Source organism: Martinezella tropici, from assembly GCF_003287875.1.
In the GTDB taxonomy this organism is placed as follows: Bacteria; Pseudomonadota; Alphaproteobacteria; order Rhizobiales; family Rhizobiaceae; genus Rhizobium; species Rhizobium tropici_C.
In genome coordinates, this window is sequence record NZ_QMKK01000025.1 from 121,764 (window position 1) to 143,716 (window position 21,953).

The 21,953-nt window shown below is 61.1% G+C and carries 19 protein-coding genes; 6 read left to right on the forward strand and 13 right to left on the reverse strand.

The window, feature by feature from the left end:
- Positions 1-102: 102 nt before the first annotated feature.
- A complete protein-coding gene (gene glpD / locus DQ393_RS08620; RefSeq protein WP_112341343.1) occupies positions 103-1,614 on the forward strand; it encodes a glycerol-3-phosphate dehydrogenase in 1,512 nt (503 codons plus the stop codon).
- Between the two features lie 9 nt (positions 1,615-1,623).
- Here the strand turns inward: glpD and soxR are convergent, their stop codons facing one another.
- Positions 1,624-2,088, reverse strand: coding sequence for a redox-sensitive transcriptional activator SoxR (gene soxR / locus DQ393_RS08625; RefSeq protein ID WP_112341344.1), 465 nt, complete (start codon positions 2,086-2,088; stop codon positions 1,624-1,626).
- A 74-nt stretch (positions 2,089-2,162) separates the two neighbouring features.
- Here soxR and DQ393_RS08630 point away from each other — a divergent pair, with 74 nt between their 5' ends.
- Positions 2,163-2,738: an NADPH-dependent FMN reductase gene (locus DQ393_RS08630; protein WP_112341345.1), complete on the forward strand. Its 576-nt coding sequence runs from the start codon at positions 2,163-2,165 to the stop codon at positions 2,736-2,738.
- Between the two features lie 170 nt (positions 2,739-2,908).
- Positions 2,909-4,120, forward strand: a complete 1,212-nt coding sequence (locus DQ393_RS08635; protein WP_112341346.1) for an acyltransferase family protein — start codon at positions 2,909-2,911, stop codon at positions 4,118-4,120.
- Positions 4,121-4,352: 232 nt separating this feature from the next.
- On the opposite strand, the gene DQ393_RS08640 is transcribed toward DQ393_RS08635, so the two are convergent.
- Genes DQ393_RS08640 through DQ393_RS08650 form a run of 3 tightly spaced genes read right to left on the reverse strand, consistent with a single transcriptional unit; the run spans position 4,353 to position 8,142 of the window.
- The gene (locus DQ393_RS08640) at positions 4,353-5,474 is read right to left on the reverse strand and encodes a mandelate racemase/muconate lactonizing enzyme family protein (protein ID WP_112341347.1); all 1,122 of its coding nucleotides are present in this window, start codon (positions 5,472-5,474) and stop codon (positions 4,353-4,355) included.
- A gap of 21 nt (positions 5,475-5,495) precedes the next feature.
- The gene (locus DQ393_RS08645) at positions 5,496-6,995 is read right to left on the reverse strand and encodes an aldehyde dehydrogenase family protein (RefSeq protein WP_112341348.1); all 1,500 of its coding nucleotides are present in this window, start codon (positions 6,993-6,995) and stop codon (positions 5,496-5,498) included.
- A gap of 1 nt (position 6,996) precedes the next feature.
- Positions 6,997-8,142 (reverse strand): iron-containing alcohol dehydrogenase, encoded by a 1,146-nt coding sequence (locus tag DQ393_RS08650; RefSeq protein WP_112341713.1) that lies wholly within the window; start codon positions 8,140-8,142, stop codon positions 6,997-6,999.
- Positions 8,143-8,258: 116 nt separating this feature from the next.
- Here DQ393_RS08650 and DQ393_RS08655 point away from each other — a divergent pair, with 116 nt between their 5' ends.
- Positions 8,259-9,164, forward strand: a complete 906-nt coding sequence (locus DQ393_RS08655) for a LysR substrate-binding domain-containing protein (protein ID WP_112341349.1) — start codon at positions 8,259-8,261, stop codon at positions 9,162-9,164.
- A 236-nt stretch (positions 9,165-9,400) separates the two neighbouring features.
- On the opposite strand, the gene DQ393_RS08660 is transcribed toward DQ393_RS08655, so the two are convergent.
- From DQ393_RS08660 to DQ393_RS08685, 6 genes are all read right to left on the reverse strand, one after another.
- Entirely contained in the window at positions 9,401-9,808 is a 408-nt protein-coding gene (locus DQ393_RS08660; protein ID WP_095436050.1) for a F0F1 ATP synthase subunit epsilon, read from the reverse strand.
- A 77-nt stretch (positions 9,809-9,885) separates the two neighbouring features.
- Complete coding sequence (gene atpD, locus DQ393_RS08665; RefSeq protein WP_069613407.1) at positions 9,886-11,316, reverse strand: F0F1 ATP synthase subunit beta; 1,431 nt, start codon at positions 11,314-11,316, stop codon at positions 9,886-9,888.
- A gap of 24 nt (positions 11,317-11,340) precedes the next feature.
- Entirely contained in the window at positions 11,341-12,225 is an 885-nt protein-coding gene (locus tag DQ393_RS08670; protein WP_015341388.1) for a F0F1 ATP synthase subunit gamma, read from the reverse strand.
- Positions 12,226-12,253: 28 nt separating this feature from the next.
- Positions 12,254-13,783, reverse strand: a complete 1,530-nt coding sequence (gene atpA / locus DQ393_RS08675; RefSeq protein WP_069613405.1) for a F0F1 ATP synthase subunit alpha — start codon at positions 13,781-13,783, stop codon at positions 12,254-12,256.
- Positions 13,783-14,349 carry a F0F1 ATP synthase subunit delta gene (locus DQ393_RS08680; protein ID WP_112341350.1) on the reverse strand — a complete coding sequence of 189 codons (567 nt, stop codon included), beginning with the start codon at positions 14,347-14,349 and terminating at the stop codon, positions 13,783-13,785. The genes atpA and DQ393_RS08680 overlap by 1 nt, the downstream gene beginning before the upstream one ends.
- Before the next feature lie 262 nt (positions 14,350-14,611).
- On the reverse strand, positions 14,612-14,995 hold the full coding sequence (locus DQ393_RS08685; protein ID WP_112341351.1) for a DUF4345 domain-containing protein: 384 nt from the start codon (positions 14,993-14,995) through the stop codon (positions 14,612-14,614).
- A 259-nt stretch (positions 14,996-15,254) separates the two neighbouring features.
- Here DQ393_RS08685 and DQ393_RS08690 point away from each other — a divergent pair, with 259 nt between their 5' ends.
- Complete coding sequence (locus tag DQ393_RS08690) at positions 15,255-16,310, forward strand: nucleotidyltransferase family protein (RefSeq protein WP_112341714.1); 1,056 nt, start codon at positions 15,255-15,257, stop codon at positions 16,308-16,310.
- 2 nt (positions 16,311-16,312) lie between these two features.
- Here the strand turns inward: DQ393_RS08690 and DQ393_RS08695 are convergent, their stop codons facing one another.
- Genes DQ393_RS08695 through DQ393_RS08705 form a run of 3 tightly spaced genes read right to left on the reverse strand, consistent with a single transcriptional unit; the run spans position 16,313 to position 20,701 of the window.
- Positions 16,313-18,544, reverse strand: a complete 2,232-nt coding sequence (locus DQ393_RS08695) for a primosomal protein N' (RefSeq protein WP_112341715.1) — start codon at positions 18,542-18,544, stop codon at positions 16,313-16,315.
- Positions 18,545-18,593: 49 nt separating this feature from the next.
- Complete coding sequence (locus DQ393_RS08700; RefSeq protein WP_112341352.1) at positions 18,594-19,730, reverse strand: AAA family ATPase; 1,137 nt, start codon at positions 19,728-19,730, stop codon at positions 18,594-18,596.
- Positions 19,731-19,756: 26 nt separating this feature from the next.
- On the reverse strand, positions 19,757-20,701 hold the full coding sequence (locus DQ393_RS08705; protein ID WP_112341353.1) for a GNAT family N-acetyltransferase: 945 nt from the start codon (positions 20,699-20,701) through the stop codon (positions 19,757-19,759).
- A gap of 247 nt (positions 20,702-20,948) precedes the next feature.
- Here DQ393_RS08705 and DQ393_RS08710 point away from each other — a divergent pair, with 247 nt between their 5' ends.
- The gene (locus DQ393_RS08710) at positions 20,949-21,884 is read left to right on the forward strand and encodes a tyrosine recombinase XerC (RefSeq protein ID WP_112341716.1); all 936 of its coding nucleotides are present in this window, start codon (positions 20,949-20,951) and stop codon (positions 21,882-21,884) included.
- Positions 21,885-21,953 lie beyond the last annotated feature (69 nt).

Below are 21,953 nucleotides of genomic sequence, written 5' to 3' on the forward strand. Positions count from 1 at the left end.
CGTCAAGAAACGTTCGTTTGACATTCGTATCTGTTTCGCTTTAGATGGATTAGTTTCGATTTTCCATCTTCACGGGGATGGCTGACCTTTGCGGAGGGGCGGGTGAGCGAACAGGTCTACGATATTTTCGTTATCGGCGGCGGCATCAACGGCTGCGGTATCGCCCGCGACGCTGCTGGACGCGGCTACAAGGTCGCGCTCGCCGAGATGAACGACTTTGCCTCCGGCACATCATCCGGCGCCACCAAGCTCATCCACGGCGGCCTGCGTTATCTCGAGCATTATGAATTCCGCCTTGTGCGCGAATCGCTGATGGAGCGCGAAGTGCTCTGGGCGATGGCACCGCACATCATCTGGCCGATGCGCTTCGTGCTGCCCTATCACAAGGGCGGCATCCGGCCGGCCTGGCTCATCCGGCTCGGCCTTTTCCTCTACGACCATCTCGGCGGCCGAAAACTGCTGCCGCCGACCGCGACGCTGGACATGAAGACGGATCCCGCCGGCAAGCCGCTGAAGGCGCTCTTCACCAAGGCTTTCGAATATTCCGACGGCTGGGTCGACGATGCCCGCATGGTAGTGCTGAACGCACGCGATGCGGCCGACCGCGGTGCGACGATCATGCCGCGAACGAAGGTGATTTCCGCCCGCCGCGACGGCACCACCTGGGCGATCGAAACGGAAGATACGATCAGCGGCCAGAAGCGCCGGTTTCGCGCGCGCATGCTGGTCAATGCGGCCGGTCCCTGGGTCGATCATGTCCTGTCCGATGCCTTCGGCAAGAACCAGGTGCACAATGTCCGCCTCGTTCAGGGCAGCCACATCGTCGTACGCAAGAAGTTCGACGACCCCCGCGCCTATTTCTTCCAGAACCCGGACAACCGCATCATCTTTGCCATTCCCTATGAACAGGATTTCACTCTGATCGGCACCACGGATCGCGACTACAAGGACGATCCCAAGGATGTGAAGATCACCGAGGAGGAAACCGCCTACCTGTGCAACGCCGCCAGCGAATACTTCAAGGAGCCGGTGCGAACCGAGGATATCATCTGGACCTACTCGGCCGTGCGCCCGCTTTATGATGACGGCGCATCCAAGGCACAGGAGGCGACACGCGACTACGTGCTGAAGGTGGAGGGCGAAGAAGGCCAGGTTCCGCTGCTCAATGTCTTCGGCGGCAAGCTCACCACCTATCGCCGGCTGAGCGAGCATGCGCTGGAAAAGATCGGCGAATCCATCGGGCTGAAAGGCACGCCCTGGACGGCCAGGAGCTCGCTGCCGGGCGGCGATTTCCCGGCTCGCGGCTATGACGCCGAAGTCTCGAAGCTGAAATCGCGCTATCCCTTCCTCGCCGACCAGCACGCGCGCCGCCTCATCCGGCGCTACGGCACCCGGGCCGCGATGATCCTTGGCGACGCCAAGGCGATTGCCGATCTCGGCCGCTGTTTCGGAAGCGATCTTTACGAGGCTGAGGTGCGTTACCTGATCGAACAGGAATGGGCCTATAGTGCCGCCGACATTCTCTGGCGCCGCTCCAAGAAAGGGCTCTACCTTTCGAAGGAAGAAGCCGCCGTTCTCGAAAGCTACATGGCCGAAAGCCGCGTCCACGCCTGAGCGTGCAATTCACTCTCCGGGATCGAGCAGCCGCGGTCCCGCCCCCTCCTCGGAAAGCCGGTCCCAGGGATTGCGCAAGGGGCAGCTGTCGAGCGAGAGGCAGCCGCAACCGATGCAGCCGTCCAGCTGATCGCGCAGTCCCTGCAGGCGTTTGATCCTGGCGTCGAGATCGTCCTTCCACACTTCCGAGAGCGCCTTCCAGTCGGCCGCGGTCGGCGTGCGTCCCTGGGGTAAGGCTTCCAGCGCCGCCTGGATCTCGGCAAGCGGAATGCCGACGCGCTGCGCCACCTTGATGATGGAGACTCGCCGCAGCACCTCGCGCGGATAGCGCCGCTGGTTGCCGCGGCTGCGATGACTCTCGATCAGCCCTTTCGCCTCGTAGAAATGCAGCGCGGAGACCGCCACGCCGCTGCGCGCCGCCACCTCGCCGACGGTCAGCTGCCTGGAAAATTGACCAGGTTCGATTTTTCCCATTTTACGCTATTGACCTCAACTTTACTTGAGGTTTTATAACGCCAGCTCCGAACCGCGTAAAGCAGGAGCAAGACATGACAGAAAGAACCCGGCTGGCGATCATTTATGGCAGCACGCGTCCGGGCCGGCTATGCGACCGGGTGGTCAACTGGGTCGCTCGGGAACTGGCACACTATCCCCTCATCGACATCGATCTGATCGACCCTCTCGAGTTCGACCTGCCCTTCCAGCATGATCGCGAGCATCCCGGCGTTGCCGCGCTTTCAGCGCGGCTTTCGGAGGCGGATGCCTTCATCGTCGTCACGCCCGAATACAATCATAGCTTCACAGCCTCGCTGAAATTCCTGCTCGATCTCGTCTATGAGCCGTGGCACGGCAAGCCTGTCGCCTTCGTTTCCTATGGCGGAATTTCCGGCGGGCTGCGCGCCGTCGAGCAATTGCGGCTCGTTTTTGCCGAGCTGCATACCGTCACCGTGCGCGATACGGTCAGCTTCGCCAATCCCTGGGGCAGATTTGCCGAGGATGGCACGCTTGAAAACCCGCTGGACGCCCGGAAGTCGCTGGTGCTTCTAGTCGCGCGGCTGAACTGGTGGAGCAACGCTTTGAAGCCCGCGCGCTCAACGCGCCCCTATCGCTCCGTCGCCGCCTGATCCTTTTTCCAACATCCGAATCCGGTCTCTCGTTTCTGGCAGGTACGGGAGACCGGTCGACGCCCGGACCTTGCACCACAGGTTCGGGCGTCGTGCTTTCATGCATCTGCCTTGCCGAAACCGCCGCGATGACCTAACCCAATGGAGACGGAGTTTCGGCGGATACGGGAATGGAGAACGGAAGACGTCTGGGAGGAGCGGATTTCATGCGCGCTGTCGCATGTCTGATGGTGCTTGTTCACCATCTCGTGCTTCGCATGAATTTCTACAAGATCCCACCGGATCTGGACATGACCTTCATAATCGCGCGCTTCGGCAATCACGGCGTCTCGGTCTTCTTCGTCCTCAGCGGCTTTCTGCTTGCCCGCCCCTTCTGGCTGGCGCTGGATAGAGCCGAATCCCTGCCTTCGCTGAAGATCTACGCCATGCGCCGCGCCGCACGCATCCTACCGGGTTTCTGGTTTGCTCTGACGGTCGGCTTCCTGATCAGCTTCACCATCTACGGCTTTCCGCTCGATGGAGAGCTGGTCGGCCGCTACATCTCCGGTTTCTTCCTGATGAGTCAATGGCACTGGCGCACCTTCTTCCCGGTACAGGGCGATGGGCCGCTATGGTCGATCCCCTTCGAGACGACCTGCTATGTGCTCTTGCCGATCGGTTTCCTGCTGCTGTTTCATCCGAAACCGAGATCGCGTTCCATTCTTGTCAGCCGCCTGCTCTGGATCGGCATCATTGCGATATCATTGATCGGCCATTGGCTTGTCGTCACCTATCTTCCAACGGACACTGCCGGGCGCGGATGGCAGTATGGCTTCCAGGGTGGCGCCAAGGAATGGATGCCGCGTTACAATCCCATCGGCTTTTTCGCGATATTCGCGATCGGCGCGCTGGCCGCCGGAATCCAAACCATCCTCCCGGCGCGGCGCTCGGCAATCTATGACATCATCGGCGCGCTCGCGATCGTCATGGGCGCATGGCAATTGCCGCAGTCGATCGGCGGCGCGGGAGAAGGCTATGCCTGGCTCGGCATTCCCTACCAATTCCCGCTGCTTCCCCTCGCGGTCGCGATCGCGCTTTGTGCGCTTCCGCAATCGCTGCTGCTGGCAAAGCTGCTCGACAATCCCGTGAGCCGTTATGTCGCCACCGTCTCCTTCGGCGTCTACATTTGGCAGGATATCGTGCTGACCTTGATGCCTCAGCTCTTTCCCTCATCCTTCGGCGCAGGTTCGGACGACGTTCTCGGCGGCTGGATGGTCTCAAGCCTGATCGCAACCGCCATCATTTTTGCCATCGGCACGCTGAGCTATGTGCTGCTCGAACGCCCCGTCATTCAGTGGGCGCGGACACGGGAAGGCAAAGTCATGCGACCTGTCGCTGCGTGATATAGGCCATCGCCCATGAGACACGTCGGCGGCGCGCTCCCCTTCTCCCCTCGGGGAGAAGGTGCCGTCAGGCGGATGAGGGGGAGCTCCCAAGAGCACGAAAATCCCCGCACCCAAATCGCTCAACCCCCTCATCCGACCCTTCGGGCCACCTTCTCCCCAAGGGGAGAAGGAGCTGCGGTGTTCACGCACCTCACATGCCAGGCCTTGCTATCTAATTCAGCAGATGCCTTCAGATACGCGTCGCCTTCAGCCGCTCCTCATCGAGAACGATGCCGAGGCCTGGTGCGGCGCCGAGATCCAGCCAGCCGGCCTCATGCTTGAGCGGCGAAGCCATCGGATAGTCGCGGCGGGCTTCGCTCCATTCCGGATTGTCGTAGGGATATTCGAGCCAGGCGGCGTCGGCGACGCCCGCGGTCAGATGCGCATTGGCGAGAACCCCGATGCCGTTCGTCCAGGAATGCGGCGTGAATTGCACGCCCGCCTCGCGCGCCTGATAGACCAGCCGCCGGCAGCCCGTGATGCCGCCGACGAGCGCGACATCGGGCTGGATGACGTCGAAAGCGCGCTCCTCGATGATATCGCGAAACTCGTAGAGCTCGCGCGTCATCTCGCCGCCGACGATTCTGACCGAGGTTGCCTGTTTCAACTCTTTCATGCCCTTGCGGTCGGAGCGATGAAGCGGCTCTTCCATCCAGTAGACGCCGAGCCGCTCCAGCTCCCTGGCGACAGCAAGCGCATCCTTGAAGGTCCATGGCAAGGTCGTATCCCAGGGCATTCGCCAACCCTGATTGCAGTCGACCATCAGCTCCAGCCGGTCGCCGACGCGGGCGCGGATCGCTTCCAGTGCCTTGACGTCCTCGCGCCAGCCGCCACGACCGCCCGACGACGAGGAGAAGCGCACCTTCATGGCAGGGAAGCCTTCATCGATATAACGCTCGGCCTGATCCGCCATGGCAGAGGGCTCGCGCAACACGCCGGAGGAGGCATAGAGCCGCACCCGGCTGGCACGGCCGCCGAGCATCCGCCAGACCGGCTCGCCGGTAATCTTGCCGGAGAGGTCCCACAGCGCCAGATCCATCGGCCAGCAGCGGCCATAATGGAAGTTGATATGCGAGAGGACTTCATAGTGCCGTTCGACGTGCCGGGGATCCTGCCCGATGAACAGATCCTCATGGCCCTCGAAACCCTTCATCAGATCGCCGGAGCCGATGCCCTCGCGGCCTTCATCGTCTCGGACGCGCACGATGGTCGCATCGAAATGCCGGCGTGGACGGCCATCCCAGCTCGCCTTGAACGCCGGATCGAGCGGCAGGCGATGATGGGTGATCTCGATGGAAACGATCTTGCTCATGGTCGTACCTCCCTACAAACCTCAGCCGAACTGCTGCCAGATCGTCTTGTAGTCGCAATATTTGTCGATCGCATGCACCGAGCGGTCGCGGCCGAAACCGGACTGCTTGAAGCCGCCGAACGGCGTCGCGAAATTCGACATGTCATAGGTGTTGATCCACACCGTACCCGCATGGATCTCCTCGGAAAAGCGATGAGCGCGATCCATGTCCCTGGTGAAGACGGCGCCGGCAAGCCCATAGATCGTGTCATTGGCGATCTTCAGTGCCTCCTCCTCTGTATCGAAGGGAATGGCGGCGAGCACGGGGCCGAAGATTTCCTGCCGTGCCAGGCTCATGTCGTTGGTCATGTCGACGAAGACACCCGGCGAGACATAATAGCCGCCTGTCTCGCTCATGACGCGCTCGGCACCGAAGGCACGGCGCGCGCCTTCCTTCTCGCCGGCCGCGATCATCGCCAGCACCTTGTTCATATGCTCTTCCTCGATCAGGGCGCCAATCTGCGCTGCAGGATCGAGCGGATGCTTGAGGGCGATATCGGATCGGGTGACAGCCTCGATCTTCGCGATCAACTTGTCCTGCACCGAACGCTGCACGATCAAACGGGTCGACGCATGGCACGTCTCGCCAGAATTGTAGAAGCAGCCCCAGGCAGCCGCGACGGCGGCCGCATCGAGATCGGCGTCTTCAAAGACGACCAGCGGTGATTTGCCCCCAAGCTCGAGTGCCACCCGCTTGACGTTCGATTGCGCCGCATAACCCATGATCAGCTTGCCGACTTCGGTGGAGCCGGTGAAGGCGATCATGTCGACGTCCATGTGCAGCGCCAGCGGCTTGCCGGTTTCCTCTCCGTAACCCGTCACCACGTTGAAGACGCCAGCCGGCAGGCCGGCTTCGACGGCAAGCTCGGCAAGCCGAATCGCGGAAAGCGAGGACTGTTCGGCCGGCTTCAGCACGACGGAATTGCCAGCCGCGATCGCCGGCCCGAGCTTCCAGGCATCGATGATCATCGGATAATTCCAGGGCGTGATCGCCCCGATGACGCCAAGCGGCACCTTGCGCACCAAGGCCCGCGCATTCGGGCCGGTCGGCGCAATCTCGTCATACATCTTGTCGATCATTTCGCCGTAGAACTGGATGCCGTCGGCGCAGAGCCGCACATCGACACCAAGCGACGCCATGACCGGCTTGCCGACATCGATCGTCTCGAGCATGGCCAGCTCGTCACCATGGGCGCGGATGAGATCAGCCCATTTCAACATGATCTTCTTCTTTTCGAGCGGTTCCTTCTTGCGCCAGATACCGCTCTCGAAGGCAGCGCGAGCCGAGGCAACGGCAGCGTCGACGTCAGCGGCATTGCCGCGCGCAAGCTCAGCGCCGGGCTTGCCGTCCATCGGCCGAATGCGGATAAAAGTCTCGCCGGATGCGGCGGCACGATGGGCGCCGTCAATGAAGTGCCGTCCTTCGGGCTTGAGGCCGGAGAGAACGCTTTCCCAATAGTCGCGCGTGTAATTCTTGGTCATTTCAGATTCCTTTCGGCAGCGCCATGACGGCGGCAGCAAAGCGATCAATATCGGCATCCGTCACGTCACGGATCGTCGAACGCCGCATGGGCTGATTTTCGATCGCGCGCATCTCGCGGGCGAGATCGGTTTCGTTGAACGGCTTGAATGCAGCCGGCAGCGCGCGCACGATGCCGCAGCGATCCATCCAGTCGGAGACGAAAGCGGGAAGTTCGGCGGCTTTATCGAGGCCGCAGGCCTTAGCCGCGGCATTCAGATCTGCGGTATCGGCCTCGACGAGCCATGGCAGCGTCACCTCGAAGCCCAGCGCCGTCGCAAGCCCGTGATGGACAGGGCCGAGGCCGGCGAGCGCATGGCTGATATTGTGGGCAATCGCCGTGCCGCAATTGTCGATGGCAATGCCGGCAAAGCAGGAGCCGAGCAGCACGTCGCCCCGCGCCGCCATGTCGTCGGACTGCTTGACGGCAGTCTCGAGAGCGCCGGTGATCAAACGCAGCGCCTGATGCGCATAGAATTGCGCACCGCGATGCGTGTTGCGATTGGTGGCTGCTTCGAAGGCATGAATGAAAGCATCGAGACCGCACCATGCAGTGAGATTAGCAGGCAAGGTCTTCGTCAGCGCCGGATCGAGGATGACGAGGTCAGCCTTCGTCTCCGGTCCCCAGATCCAGAGCTTCTTGCCCTCAGGCCCGGCAAAGATATTCGTCGCCGATGTCTCCGAACCCGTCCCGGCCGTGGTGGGGATCATGATTTTCTTCAGCGGGTTTTTCGGCAGGGGATTGGCGGCGAGCGCGTAATGCATCGGATCCTTGCCCGACGCGATGCAGCAGGCGACGATCTTGCCGATATCGAGCGCCGAGCCGCCGCCGATGCCGATCACCATATCCGCGCCCTGCCCCGCCACGATCGCCGCATGCAGATGCGCAAGCTTCGGCTCGCCGGCAAAATCGGAGAAGACCCGCGTCTTCACGCCAGCTTCGGCAAGCTCGGCGCTGACCTCTGCGGCAAGACCCGACTGCGCCAGAAAAGCATCGATGACGAGCAGAACGGTGCGAACGCCATCGAAGGATTTGACCGCAGCGGGAAGGCCGGAGAGCACACCGTCGCCGAAACGAATGTCAGGAATGGCGGAAATGGAAAAGGACACGCGGGATCCCCTTGGAAAGCGGCCGAAAATGATGCCACAATCCTGCATCACAATTTCAGATCTTCAAATCCGGGCAATTATCGGGAATATTGATGATTTGAAGTCATGGAGATCGGATGCTGGAGAAAATACCGCTGGAGGCCTTCCGCGTATTCGACGCGGCCGCGCGCGCCATGAACTTCTCCCGCGCCGGCCGCGAGCTCAACATCACCCAAGCCGCCGTCAGCCGCCGCGTCAAGGGACTGGAGGATCATCTCGGCGCGACGCTCTTCACCAGGCGCGGCCGAAATCTGGCGCTGACACCGGACGGCGAGCGGCTATTCCAGCGCGTCCGCGCCACGCTGGAATATCTGGAGGAAAGCCTGGAGCCATTTCGCACAGGAACAGGCGAAATCATTTCGATCGCGGCCAGCGGCTCTATCTCCCATCTCTGGCTCGGGCAACGGCTGCGGGATTTCGGCAAGGAGAGCCCCGGCATCTCCGTGCGCCTGCTGACGACCGACGTTCATTCCGAACTCGCCTCGGAAAACAACGATCTCATCATCATCTATTCCACCGGCGAACATCCGCGCTGGAGCCTGACGCCACTTTTCAACGAGGTGCTGGTCCCGGTTGCCTCGCCGGATTATCTGGTAGCTCGCGGCTTAGACCCGCAGACGCTGACGGCAGTCGACATTGCCGGGCTCGATCTCATCGATTACGAGCGCGCCAACGCCCACTGGATCAGCTTCCGCCAATGGTTCGGCCGGATCGGTGACCCCTTGAAGGGCAAGCTGCCGCGACCGCGCCTGTCCTTTTCGACCTATATCATGGCAGTGGAGGCAGCTCTCAGGGGCGAGGGCATAGCGCTTGGCAGCCTCGGCCTCATCGAGGAATATCTACAGTCAGGCACCCTCGTCCCCGTCGGCAATGATCGCGTCGAGAGTGGCTTCGGTTATTATCTGGGTGCACCGCGCTTTCGCTCGCTCTCTCCCGAGGCGGCACAGCTATACCGCTTTCTGTTGGAGGGGCAACAGGTCTGATGCGGCTTCGGAAAAATTCCGGCTACCCTACAGGGCAACCGCATGTGAAATCGTTGCCTCCCCACCTTCTCCCCGCTGGGGAGAAGGGATTGCTGAGCTGACACGCCTCATATGCGACTACGCTAACTTCCCCGATCATGACTTACCGAACAGCAGCACCAGCAAAGGCATGACATCACAACAAAAAAGCGGCCCAGAGGACCGCTTTCATCTCACTCATCGCTGTTCGGATCTTATCAATCCTGCGGGATCGAGCCGCGCAGATGCGAGAGTTCCATGATGAAGTGCTCCAGGCGCGATTTGTGCTCATGATGCTCGGCATCTTCAAGCTCGGCCTTGGCGGCATTGATGCGGCGGTCCAGCTCGTCGCGGCTCATGTCTTCGACCGGAACGGCGGATTCGGCAAGCAGCGTGCAGCCGGTCGGCAGGATGTCGGCGAAACCGCCGAAGACGACGTAGTCCTGCTTCTTGCCCGAAGCCGAATGCACCTTGACGACGCCCGGTTTGATCGTGGTCATGGTCGGCGCATGGTTCGCCATGACGGTCATCTCGCCTTCGCTGGCGGGGATGACGACATCGATGACCTGTTCCGACAGCAGCAGGCGCTCCGGAGAAACCAGTTCGAAATTGAAATTGTCAGCCATGGCCCGTCACTTCTCGATTGTCTTATTCGCAAGGCAAAGGCGCGCGGACAAGGCCGCGCGCCGATGGATTGGCCTGATCAGGCAGCCAGTTTCTTGGCCTTTTCGATCGCTTCGTCGATCGAGCCGACCATGTAGAAGGCAGCTTCCGGCAGGTGGTCGTATTCGCCGTTGACGAGGCCCTTGAAGCCCTTGATCGTGTCTTCGAGAGCGACGAGCTTGCCCGGCGAACCGGTGAAGACTTCGGCGACGAAGAACGGCTGCGACAGGAAGCGCTCGATCTTGCGGGCGCGGGCAACGGCCAGCTTGTCGTCTTCAGACAGTTCGTCCATGCCCAGGATGGCGATGATGTCCTGCAGGGCCTTGTAGCGCTGCAGCGTCGACTGAACCTTACGGGCAACTTCGTAATGCTCTTCGCCGACGACCATCGGGTCAAGCATGCGCGAGGTGGAGTCGAGCGGGTCGACGGCCGGGTAAATGCCCTTTTCAGCGATCGAGCGCGACAGAACGGTCGTTGCGTCCAGGTGGGCGAACGAAGTTGCCGGTGCCGGGTCGGTCAAGTCGTCGGCCGGAACGTAAATGGCCTGAACCGAGGTGATCGAACCCGTCGTCGTCGTGGTGATGCGTTCCTGCATCTGGCCCATGTCGGTTGCGAGCGTCGGCTGATAGCCCACGGCCGAAGGAATACGGCCGAGCAGAGCCGACACTTCCGAACCAGCCTGCGTGAAGCGGAAGATGTTGTCGACGAAGAACAGAACGTCCTGGCCTTCATCGCGGAAGTTTTCAGCAACGGTCAGACCGGTCAGAGCGACGCGAGCGCGGGCGCCCGGCGGTTCGTTCATCTGACCGTAAACGAGCGCGGCCTTGGAGCCTTCACCGCCGCCGTGCTTGTTGACGCCCGATTCGATCATTTCGTGGTAAAGGTCGTTACCTTCGCGGGTACGCTCACCCACGCCTGCAAACACCGAGTAACCACCGTGCGCCTTGGCGACGTTGTTGATCAGTTCCATGATGAGAACGGTCTTGCCGACACCGGCGCCGCCGAACAGGCCGATCTTGCCGCCCTTCGCATAAGGAGCGAGCAGGTCGACGACCTTGATGCCGGTGACGAGGATCTGCGCTTCCGTGGACTGCTCGACGTAGGACGGAGCTTCCTGGTGGATGGCGCGCTTCTTGGAGGTGTTCAGCGGACCTGCTTCGTCGACCGGCTCGCCGATGACGTTCATGATACGGCCGAGCGTCTCATGTCCGACCGGAACCGAAATCGGTGCGCCCGTGTCCTTGACCGGCTGACCGCGAACCAGACCTTCGGTCGAGTCCATGGCAATGGTGCGGACGGAATTTTCGCCGAGGTGCTGTGCGACTTCGAGAACCAGACGATTGCCGTTATTGTCGGTTTCAAGCGCGTTCAGGATCGCCGGGAGCTCGCCGTCGAAAGCAACGTCCACAACGGCGCCGATAACCTGAGTAACCTTACCGACAGAACCTGCGGGGGTAGCTGCGTCAGCCATATTCTTACCCTCTTTTCCCTAACCTCAGAGCGCTTCCGCGCCCGAAATGATTTCAATCAATTCCTTGGTGATCTGTGCCTGGCGCTGACGGTTGTAGTTCAGCGTCAGCTTGTTGATCATCTCACCAGCGTTGCGCGTCGCATTGTCCATCGCGCTCATCTTGGCGCCCATCTCGCCGGCGACGTTTTCGAGCAACGCGCGGAAGATCTGAACGGAGATGTTGCGCGGGATCAGGTCCGCGAGGATCGAAGCCGCATCCGGCTCGTATTCATAGACGGCGCCCTTGTGGGCCGCATCTTCTTCGACGACGGCGGGAGCCGAAGCCGGAATGAGCTGCTGTGCCGTCGGGATCTGGCTGATCACCGACTTGAATTCGGAATAGAACAGCGTGCAGACATCGAATTCGCCGGCTTCGAACATCTCGATGATGCGCTTGCCGATGGCGTCGGCATTGTCGAAACCGATGCGCTTGACGTCGCGCAATTCCTTGCGCTCGACGATCAGCGAGGCGTATTCGCGGCGAAGGACGTCATAGCCCTTCTTGCCGACGGTGAAGATCTTCACCGTCTTGCCTTCGGCCAGAAGCTTGCGGGCATGATCGCGGGCAAAGCGCGAGATCTGCGAATTGAAACCGCCGCACAAACCGCGCTCGGCCGTGCAGACGACGAGCAGATGCACATCGCTCTTGCCTGTTCCGGTCATCAGCAGCGGCGCGCCGTCAGCATCGCTGACGGCAGCCGAGATATTGGCCAGAACAGCGGCCATGCGCTGCGAGTAAGGCCGGGCGGCCTCGGCCGCCTCCTGCGCACGCCGAAGCTTCGCCGCGGCGACCATTTTCATCGCCTTGGTGATCTTCTGCGTCGCCTTGACGGAGGCGATCCGGTTTTTCAGATCCTTGAGTGAAGGCATCCTTGATCCGTCCTAGAGCTTGGCCCGATTACGCGAAAGACTTGGCGAAGCTGTCGAGAGCAGCGGTGAGCTTGCCCTTCGTCGCGTCGCTGATGGCCTTTTCGGTACGGATGGTGTCGAGGATGTCCTTGCCTTCCGAGCGGAGGTACGACAGCAGGCCCTGCTCGAACTTACCGACCTGAGCAACAGGCAGCTTGTCGAGGTAGCCATTGACGCCGGCGAAGATCACCGCAACCTGCTCTTCCGTCTTCAGCGGCGAGAACTGCGGCTGCTTCAGGAGTTCGGTCAGGCGAGCACCACGGTTCAGCAGGCGCTGCGTCGCCGCATCGAGGTCCGAACCGAACTGGGCGAAGGCGGCCATTTCACGATACTGGGCGAGTTCACCCTTGATCGAGCCGGCAACCTGCTTCATCGCCTTGATCTGAGCGGACGAGCCGACGCGCGAAACCGAGAGACCGACGTTAACGGCCGGGCGGATACCCTGATAGAACAGGTCGGTTTCAAGGAAGATCTGGCCGTCGGTGATCGAGATCACGTTGGTCGGAATGAAGGCCGAAACGTCGTTGCCCTGCGTTTCGATGACCGGGAGAGCGGTGAGCGAACCAGCGCCCTTCTCGTCGTTCATCTTTGCAGCGCGCTCGAGGAGGCGCGAGTGCAGGTAGAAAACATCGCCCGGATAAGCTTCGCGGCCCGGCGGGCGGCGCAGCAGCAGCGACATCTGACGGTAGGCAACGGCCTGCTTGGAGAGGTCGTCATAACCGATCAGGGCGTGCTGGGCGTTGTCACGGAAGTATTCGCCCATGGCGCAGCCGGCGAACGGAGCCAGGAACTGCATCGGAGCCGGATCGGAAGCGGTCGCCGCAACGATGATCGAGTACTTCAGAGCGCCGCGCTCTTCGAGAACCTTGACGAACTGCGCAACAGTCGAACGCTTCTGGCCGACGGCGACGTAGACGCAGAAGAGCTTTTCGCTGTCCGGACCGTTATCCTGAATGGACTTCTGGTTCAGGATCGTGTCGAGGATGATGGCGGTCTTGCCGGTCTGACGGTCACCGATGACGAGCTCGCGCTGGCCGCGGCCAACCGGGATCAGAGCGTCGATGGCCTTGAGGCCGGTCGACATCGGCTCATGAACCGACTTGCGCGGAATGATGCCCGGAGCCTTGACGTCGACGCGCGAACGGCGGGTCGCATTGATCGGGCCCTTGCCGTCGATCGGGTTGCCGAGCGCGTCGACAACGCGGCCGAGAAGTTCCGGACCGACCGGAACATCAACGATCGCGCCGGTGCGCTTGACGGTGTCGCCTTCCTTGATGTCACGGTCGGAGCCGAAGATAACCACGCCGACATTGTCGGCCTCGAGGTTCAGCGCCATGCCGCGGATACCGCCGGGGAATTCGACCATTTCGCCGGCCTGAACATTGTCCAGACCGTAGACGCGGGCGATACCGTCACCGACAGAGAGAACCTGGCCGACTTCGGAGACTTCAGCTTCCTTGCCGAAGTTTTTGATCTGATCTTTCAGAATTGCGGAAATTTCCGCGGCGCGGATATCCATCAGCCGACCTCTTTCAATGCAAGCTTAAGGGTGGAGAGTTTGGTGCGAAGGGACGTATCGATCTGACGCGAACCGACCTTGACGATCAGGCCGCCAAGGATCGACGGATCGACGGTGACGGCAATCGTCACGTCCTTGCCGGTGACGCCCTTCAGCGCCGCCTTCAATTCATCTTCCTGCGCCGGGGTCAGCGCATGGGCCGAGGTGACCTCGGCGGAAATCTCGCCGCGATGCTGGGCGGCGATGATGCGGAAAGCCTTGATCATGCCCGGCAGCGCAAAAAGGCGCCGGTTGCTGGCCACAAGCTTCAGAAAATTGGTGACATAGGCACCAAAGCCGACCTTCTTTGCCAGCGCCTCGATCGCGCCGACCTGCTCTTCAGCCGAAAAGACCGGGCTGAGGACGAAGCGCTTCAGATCGTCGCTTTCATCGAGCATGACTTGGAACCGATCGAGATCGGCGGTCACCGCCGGTACGGCAGCCTCTTCAAGGGCCAATTCGAACAGCGACGAGGCATATCGTTCTGCAACGCCAGAAACATGCTGGGATGTGTCTGCCACGGGCACAAAATTCCCTGATTTCAACCCAAGAACCGAACTTCCGGGTGACGGAAGCCATATGTCCTTGAATTCGTTTTGATTTCCCCCAGAAATCAGCAGGAGTGCGCTCCCACCTCATCCGAAATTCGGGGTTCGTCTAACATAGGATATTGAGACTCGCAACACGCGTAATCGACGAATACGCCATTCGGGCGAATTTATGATGGCAAAATTCAAAAAGCATGGGGATAGCGCGGCCGAAAAAGCCCGCATCGGCGCCATTTTCAGCTCAAATGTAGCCGAGACCGTAGAGAAAAGGTAGCGCAGCAAGAATCGCCTGCACAACCAGAAGGAGAAGGCTCAAAAATACACTGCCCCGATCGGACATCAGCGACAGGATGCGACCGAACACCGCGACGCCGAAGGAAGCACCGAGCGCGAGATAGATCATCGGCTGCGCAAGCAGGATCGCCACCAGCCCGAAGCCAACCATGAAGCCGCCGGCGGAGCGCGCCTCCGCATAGGCCTCCGACCGGCCCTCCTTCACCTGCAGCCTGAGGAAGCGGTAGGTGTAACCCGGCGCAAACATCAGGAAGAGGCCGATCAGCGCCGTGGCGGCAGCCGAACAATAGGCAAGCCGCTCGCCGAATTCTGTCGGAAAATAAAGCTCCATCGGTCGCCCTCAAATCAGCCCAAATCAAATCAATCACAGGAGGAGATCGACATATGGCATGAAGCGCAGGAAGAGGGAATACGGAATGAAAGCACTTCGTCGCAGGATATGCGTAACTGCGTTAATGTTTTGAAAATACGTAGATTATCCCTTTTTTTATGTTATTCTTGAGGAAAGGGGATAATTTGCCGCTGACGCCGCCTCTTTGCGGAGGAGAATTTATCCCCTTTTAGCAAGATATTTTTCCAAAAGGGATAAATTGTTTTATTTCAGCGAATTAAAGAGCGATCAAATAAGGCAGACCATCGATACGGAGCAGCTGTTCGAGGCGTGGCTTGCCGTAAATGCCGAGTTGTCCCATCGATTTGCAGGCGCCATGGCGTGGAAAACGGTTTCCGGACGCGACTACCTTTATCGCAAGGCAAAGACCGCATGGAAATCACTTGGCCCACGCTCTTCCGACACTGAGCGAACTTACCACCAATTTCATGAGGGAAGAAACGAACGTCGGCAGCACTTGGCCACATTATCAACCAAGCTCGACGAAATGGCGGCCATCAATCGAGCTATGCGACTTGGCAGAATGCCATTAACAACCGCGCGTATTCTGCGGGCGCTCAATAGGGCCGATCTTATCGGTAGCGCTCTGGATATTGTCGGCACGAATGCGCTTTTTCTCTATGAGAGACTTGGCGGCATCAGGATCGACAGCGGCCTTCTCGCAACCGGCGACATCGATCTGCTTTTCGACGCGCGAACAAACCTCAATCTTTTGCGAAGGAATATCGGCGCGGAAGGGTTGATGGGTATCCTACGCACTGCCGACAAATCGTTTCATTCACTTGGTAAGCGGAGTTTCCGCGCGGCAAATAAGGATGGATATCTTGTCGATTTGATCGGCCCCATGCCATCGCATCCCATTAGCAATTCAAGACCCGCCAGTATTGGTCAGAATGAGGATGATCTGGCTGCCGTCGAAATAGAGGGCCTGCAATGGCTGGTTAATAGCCCTAAGGTGGCGGCCATTGTCCTTGATGAACGCGGCTACCCCGTACAATACACCTGCCCCGATCCTAGAAGTTTTGCCTTGCACAAGCTTTGGCTTTCACGCCGGGAAGATCGTGACCCACTGAAGAAACTCCGCGATGAAGCGCAGGCTCATGCGGTCGCAGACATGATAGGCCGTTATCTGCCGCATCTTCGATTTGAAGACCCCGTACTCGGCGCTATTCCGAAGGGCCTGCGAAAGTTGTCTCATGAGTTGGAACAAACAGTCTCGAAGTCGCCAGACGATAAAATCGAGCCGAATTGGTAGCCTCACAGAAAGCTTTGCGGATCGATATCGAGCTGCACCTGCACGGAGCCGCGCTCCTTTGGGGATTGCGCCAGCATCGCGCGCAGAAAACCCTGCATGTCGGAATTGCGCCGGCCGTGCACGAGCAGTCGGAAGCGATGGCGGCCGCGCACCAGCGCGATCGGCGCTTCTGCCGGACCGAGCACCGAAATACCCGAAACCTGCGGCGCCGCATTGCGCATGCCGCGGGCGTGGGTTTCGGCATCCTGCCTCGTGTCGGCCGAGACGATGATCGAGGCGAGCCGGCCGAAGGGCGGCAAGATGGCCCTCTCCCGCTCCGAAATCTCCCGCTCGTAAAAGGCGCTGGCATCGCCCGAGACGATCGCCTGCATCACCGGGTGTTGCGGCTGGTAGGTCTGCAGCAGACCATGGCTCTTGAGGCCGGTTCGCCCGGCGCGTCCTGTCACCTGCGACAGGAGCTGGAACGTCCGCTCGGCGGCGCGCGGATCGCCATTCGCCAGGCCAAGATCCGCATCGACGATGCCGACCAGCGTCATCAGCGGGAAATTGTGTCCCTTGGCGACGAGCTGCGTACCGATGACGATATCAGCCTCGCCCTTGGCAATGGCGTCGAGCTCCAGTCTCAGCCGCTTGACGCCGCCCATGATGTCGGAGGAGAGCACGATCGTCCGCGCCTCGGGGAAATGCCGCTCCACCTCTTCCGCGATACGCTCGACGCCCGGACCGCAGGCAACGAGATGGTCGAGCGTGCCGCATTCGGGGCAGGCCTCCGGCGTGCGCTCGGCATAGCCGCATTGATGGCACTGGATCTGGTTGCGGAAGCGGTGCTCCACCAGCCAGCTCGAACATTGCGGGCACTGGAAGCGATGACCGCAGACGCGGCAGAGCGTCAGCGGCGCATACCCGCGCCTGTTGAGGAACAGCAGCGCCTGCTCGCCCTTGGCAACCGTCTTACCGATCGCGCGGATCATCACGGGCGAAAGGAAGCCCCCGCGCTCTGGCGCATGCCGGCGCATATCGATCAGATGCAGGTCGGGAAGAGCCGCATCGCCAAAGCGCGTCGGCAGGTGGATTGTCGTGTAGCGCCCGCTCTGGCCGTTCACCTGACTTTCCACTGATGGGGTCGCCGAGACCAGCACCACGGGAAAATCACCGATGCGGCCGCGCACCACGGCCATATCGCGCGCATTATAATAGACGCGATCCTCCTGCTTGTAGGCAGGGTCATGCTCTTCATCGACGATGATGAGGCCGAGATCCTCGAAAGGCAGGAAGAGCGCCGAACGCGCGCCAGCCACGACCCGCACCTCGCCGGTGACCGCCTGGCGCCAGACTTTCTCGCGCATGCGCGGCGCAAGATCGGAATGCCATTCGGCCGGCTTGGCGCCGAAGCGATCCTGAAAACGCTCCAGAAAGCTTGCCGTCAGCGCGATTTCCGGCAGCAGGATCAGCACCTGCTTGCCACGCCTCAGCGTTTCGGCGATGGCCTCGAAATAGACCTCCGTCTTACCGGAGCCGGTAACGCCGTCGATCAGGGAAACCGCGAACTCGCCCTTGCGGACATCGGCCAGGATCTCATCGGCCGCATCCTTCTGCGGCCCCTGCAGCCGCGACGCGGTGAATTCCGGATCGGGCTTGGCGACGACGGGCGGCGGCGGCAGGAAGATGGTCTCGAAAATGCCCTGCGCGATCAGCCCATCAATAACGCTGGTGGACACACCCGCCGCATGCGCGAGCCCGGTGCGTGTCCACGACAATCCATCGGCGGCAATCTCCATCACCTTGGCGCGAGCCGGCGTCAGCCGCTCCGGCTGCCCGCCGATGAAGCGCAAGCCTTCGATCATCGGCTCGGGGTCGAAGGCGGCCGGCGCTCGAAGCGCCATGCGTGCCACCAGCCCCGGCGGCGACAGCGTATAGGCGGCAACCCAATCGATGAAATCGCGCATATGCTTGCCGAGCGGCGGGCAATCGAACACATGGCTGATCGGCCGAAGCTTCTTCGGATCGACACCGCCATCATCCTCGCCATCCCAGACGACGCCGATCACCTGCCGCGGCCCGAGCGGCACCTGCACGACCGAACCCGGCTCCACCGCCAATCCCTCGGGCACGGCATAGGAATAGGCCCGCGGCGCCGGCATCGGCACGAGAACGGGAACCGTACGGCTCATCATAGACTTCGCGGGCGCCGCCTCGAAAAGCGCACCGAACAGATCGGAAGAATCTTTGCTCATTGCGCCAGACCATGCCCCGGACAGACAAAAAAGAAAACCCGGATTGCCGCTACTCGTCGTCATCATCGATCTCGCCAGTCGACCTCATGCCGTCGATCCAGGTGGAGCCGTCCTCGCGGATCACCCGGCGCGGCTTCGCGCCGCAGCGTTCGCGCACGGCCTCGGCCAGACGTTCGGAATGGGTAACGATCCAGATCTGGCTCGTCTTTGCGGCCTCAGCGATCATGTCGGCAAGCGGCACCAGCATGTCGGGATGCAGGCTCGCCTCCGGCTCGTTGAGCGCGATCAGCGGCGGCAGGCGGTAGGACATCAAGGCGGCGGCGAGACCAAGGAAGCGGATCTGGCCATCGGAGAGCTCGCGCGGCTGGAAGACGCGATTGGGAAACTCGGGCAGCATCAGGCCGAAATCCGCCGTTTCCTGTGGCTCCGGCACCACGAGCCGCGCCCCTCCGAGCGCTGCGGCAAGAACCCGGTCCAGCTCGACAGTATCCTCGCGCGTATGGACGAGGGTTGCGAAAACGGCGGCGATATTGGCGCCATCCTCATCCAGCATGGGAGACGTCACGGCAAGGCAAGGCGCACGCAGTGGCGAGCCGCGATCTGTGCGGAAGCCGTGGTAGAATCGCCAGGCGTCAACGGCGCGCCGGAACGTGCCGACCTCGGGAAAATGACCGGCATCACCCAGCAACGCGACCGCCGTTTCGGAAGTCAGGGCGTTCTCGGGATGCGGCTGCATGCGGCCGCTCACGCCGCGCACGGAAATGCCTGGCCCGTCGCGCTTCATCATCGTCACCGGCCGCCGCCCGGTCTCGACCGAAAGCTCCTCGGCCTTGACCTGCGGCTCCAGCGGAAAGCCGGCGGAGGCGCAGGGCGGCCGCATGCCCGCTTCGATCCAGTAACGGAACGTCGCCGCCCGTTCCATGTCGAGCAGCTCGATATCGAAGCGGATACGAGGGGACTCATGCGAACGCCGCTTGCCCGACCACATGGCCGAGAACATCCCGCCTTCGCTGGAGATTTCATGCGCCAGCCGGCCACGAACCGCCGCCTGCACGAGCTGCAGCGAACGATAGAGATTGGACTTGCCCACCCCGTTCTCGCCGATGAACAGATTGACATCGGAAAGATCCATGCGGATCGAGCGCAGGGAACGATAATTCCGGGCAAACATGGAGCGTAGCTGCATGCCACGCGGTTTAGCCGATTCCCCTGTCAAAGAGAATGCGAAACCAGGGGTTCATCCTGCTTTGGGGGCACAAGCGGCGAGAAGGTTGCGTTTCCATCCGCTGCAAGATCGAAGACCGTATGCTTCTCCAGCGCCTTCGTCACCTCGTTGACGTCGCCGTCCAGATGCTCGACGGGGATGAGATTGCCGACAAGGAAATCGAACCGGTCGCCGCGCTTGTTGAGCAGCTCGTGGAAGACGGTCATGTCGCGCAGCTCTGTCGACCATTTGGCGAACCAGTAGAACAGGCCGGAATTGCGCGCCGTCAGATGCACGGGCAGGATCGGCAGATTGTATTTCCGCGCCAGACCCACGGCCGAGGTCTTCCACGGCCGCTCATTCAGCTTGCCGTTCGCCCAATAGGCGATACGGCCGGATGGGAAGAGCACGGTGACCTTGCCCTCCGCCACGGCACGGTTGGTCAGCTGCAGCGTCTCGCGCGTCTTCGGCTTGCTCTTATATTCCTCGCGCCACTCCACAGGGATGATCATCTCGGCAAAGCGCGGGTTGACGCGTACCGCATCGCGATTGGCAAAGATCATCATATCGGGCCGGCGCGATTTCAGAAGATCGAAGACAGCGACGCCATCGGCAATGCCTGTGGGGTGATTGCTGACGAGGATGAAACCGCCCGAAGCGGGAATGCGGTCGGCATGGGTCACGCCGATATCGAGCCGCAGCAAGTCGCTCATATATTCGAAGCACTGGAAGCCCGAAAGCTTGGCGACATCATCGGCGAATTCGATCGCCTTGTTGTAGCGCAGCAGCGTGTAGAGAAACGGGCGCATGAACGGCCAAAGCGGATTGCGCACGATTTTTTGCCCGCGCTCTGCGATCAGAGTATCGACAATATGCCCGGGCTGACCCTGGGACACCAAAGCGATTGCTTCTGCAATCTGTCCCAGTGCAGTTATCGACCCGCGGCGTGCCATGAAGTGTCCTGAATGGTTGGGAAATATTCTATCGCAATCGAATATGATCGAAGCATGACAAGCGCCTCGCATATGGAAGGCGAACCATCCGAGATTCGGAATCGACCATATGCAGTTTCATTGAAGTCGAGCTGCATCCCCGTAGCACGAAAGGAAAACGCGCCGGAAGCAGCGGGAAAGTTAGCGATTCCATAACCTTCCTTCCTTCAAAGTGGCAGAAGGAATCCGAATTTCAAGGGGTTTTCCACTGAACGAGTTGTTGATCATCGCCGACCCAGGGTTGATGGCGGAGCGCGGCCGCTGGCTCGACGCGCTCGGCCGGGAACGACGGCTCGCGGCTCACACGTTGAATGCCTATGAGCGCGATACGCGGCAGTTTTTGACGTTTCTCACCGGCCATCTCGGCGGTCCGGCGACGATCGCCGATATTCGCGACCTGCGCCCCGCCGACTTCCGCGCCTTTCTTGCCGCGCGCCGAAAAGATGGAGCCGGCGCGCGTTCGCTCGGGCGCAATCTTGCCGGGGTTCGTTCGTTGTTGCGCTACCTCGAAAAGAAGGGTTTGGTCAACGCCGCCGGTGCTGCCGCCGTGCGTTCGCCGAAGCAGCCGAAATCACTTCCCAAGCCGCTCTCCGACAAGCAGGCGATCACCGTCGTCAGCGATGAGGCGCAGCTGCACGAGGAACCATGGATCGCCGCGCGCGATGCGGCGGTGCTGACCCTGCTTTATGGCTGCGGCCTGCGCATTTCCGAAGCACTGGGTCTGAAGCCGCAGGATTTTCCGCCGGGCGCAACCTCGCTGCGCATCACCGGCAAGGGCAACAAGACCCGGCTGGTGCCGTTGCTGCCGATCGTTGTCGAAGCGGTCGGCCACTACCGGGCGATTTGCCCGTATCATCTCGACGCGGACGGCCCGCTCTTTCGCGGTGCGCGCGGCGGCAAGCTGCAGCCGGGCATCATCCAGCACGGCATGCAGAAATTGCGCAGCGCCTTCGGCCTGCCGGATACGGCGACGCCGCATGCCCTGCGCCATTCCTTCGCCACCCATCTGCTCGCCGGCGGCGGCGACCTGCGCACGATCCAGGAACTGCTCGGCCATGCGAGCCTCTCGACGACGCAGGTCTATACAGGCGTCGATTCCTCACGCCTGCTCGAGGTCTACGACCGCGCTCATCCTCGCGCGTAAGGCCTGTTCGCACGTGTAAGAAAAGATTAACTCCTTGCGTTAAGGAAATCTCCGTCTCGTGCGCATAAA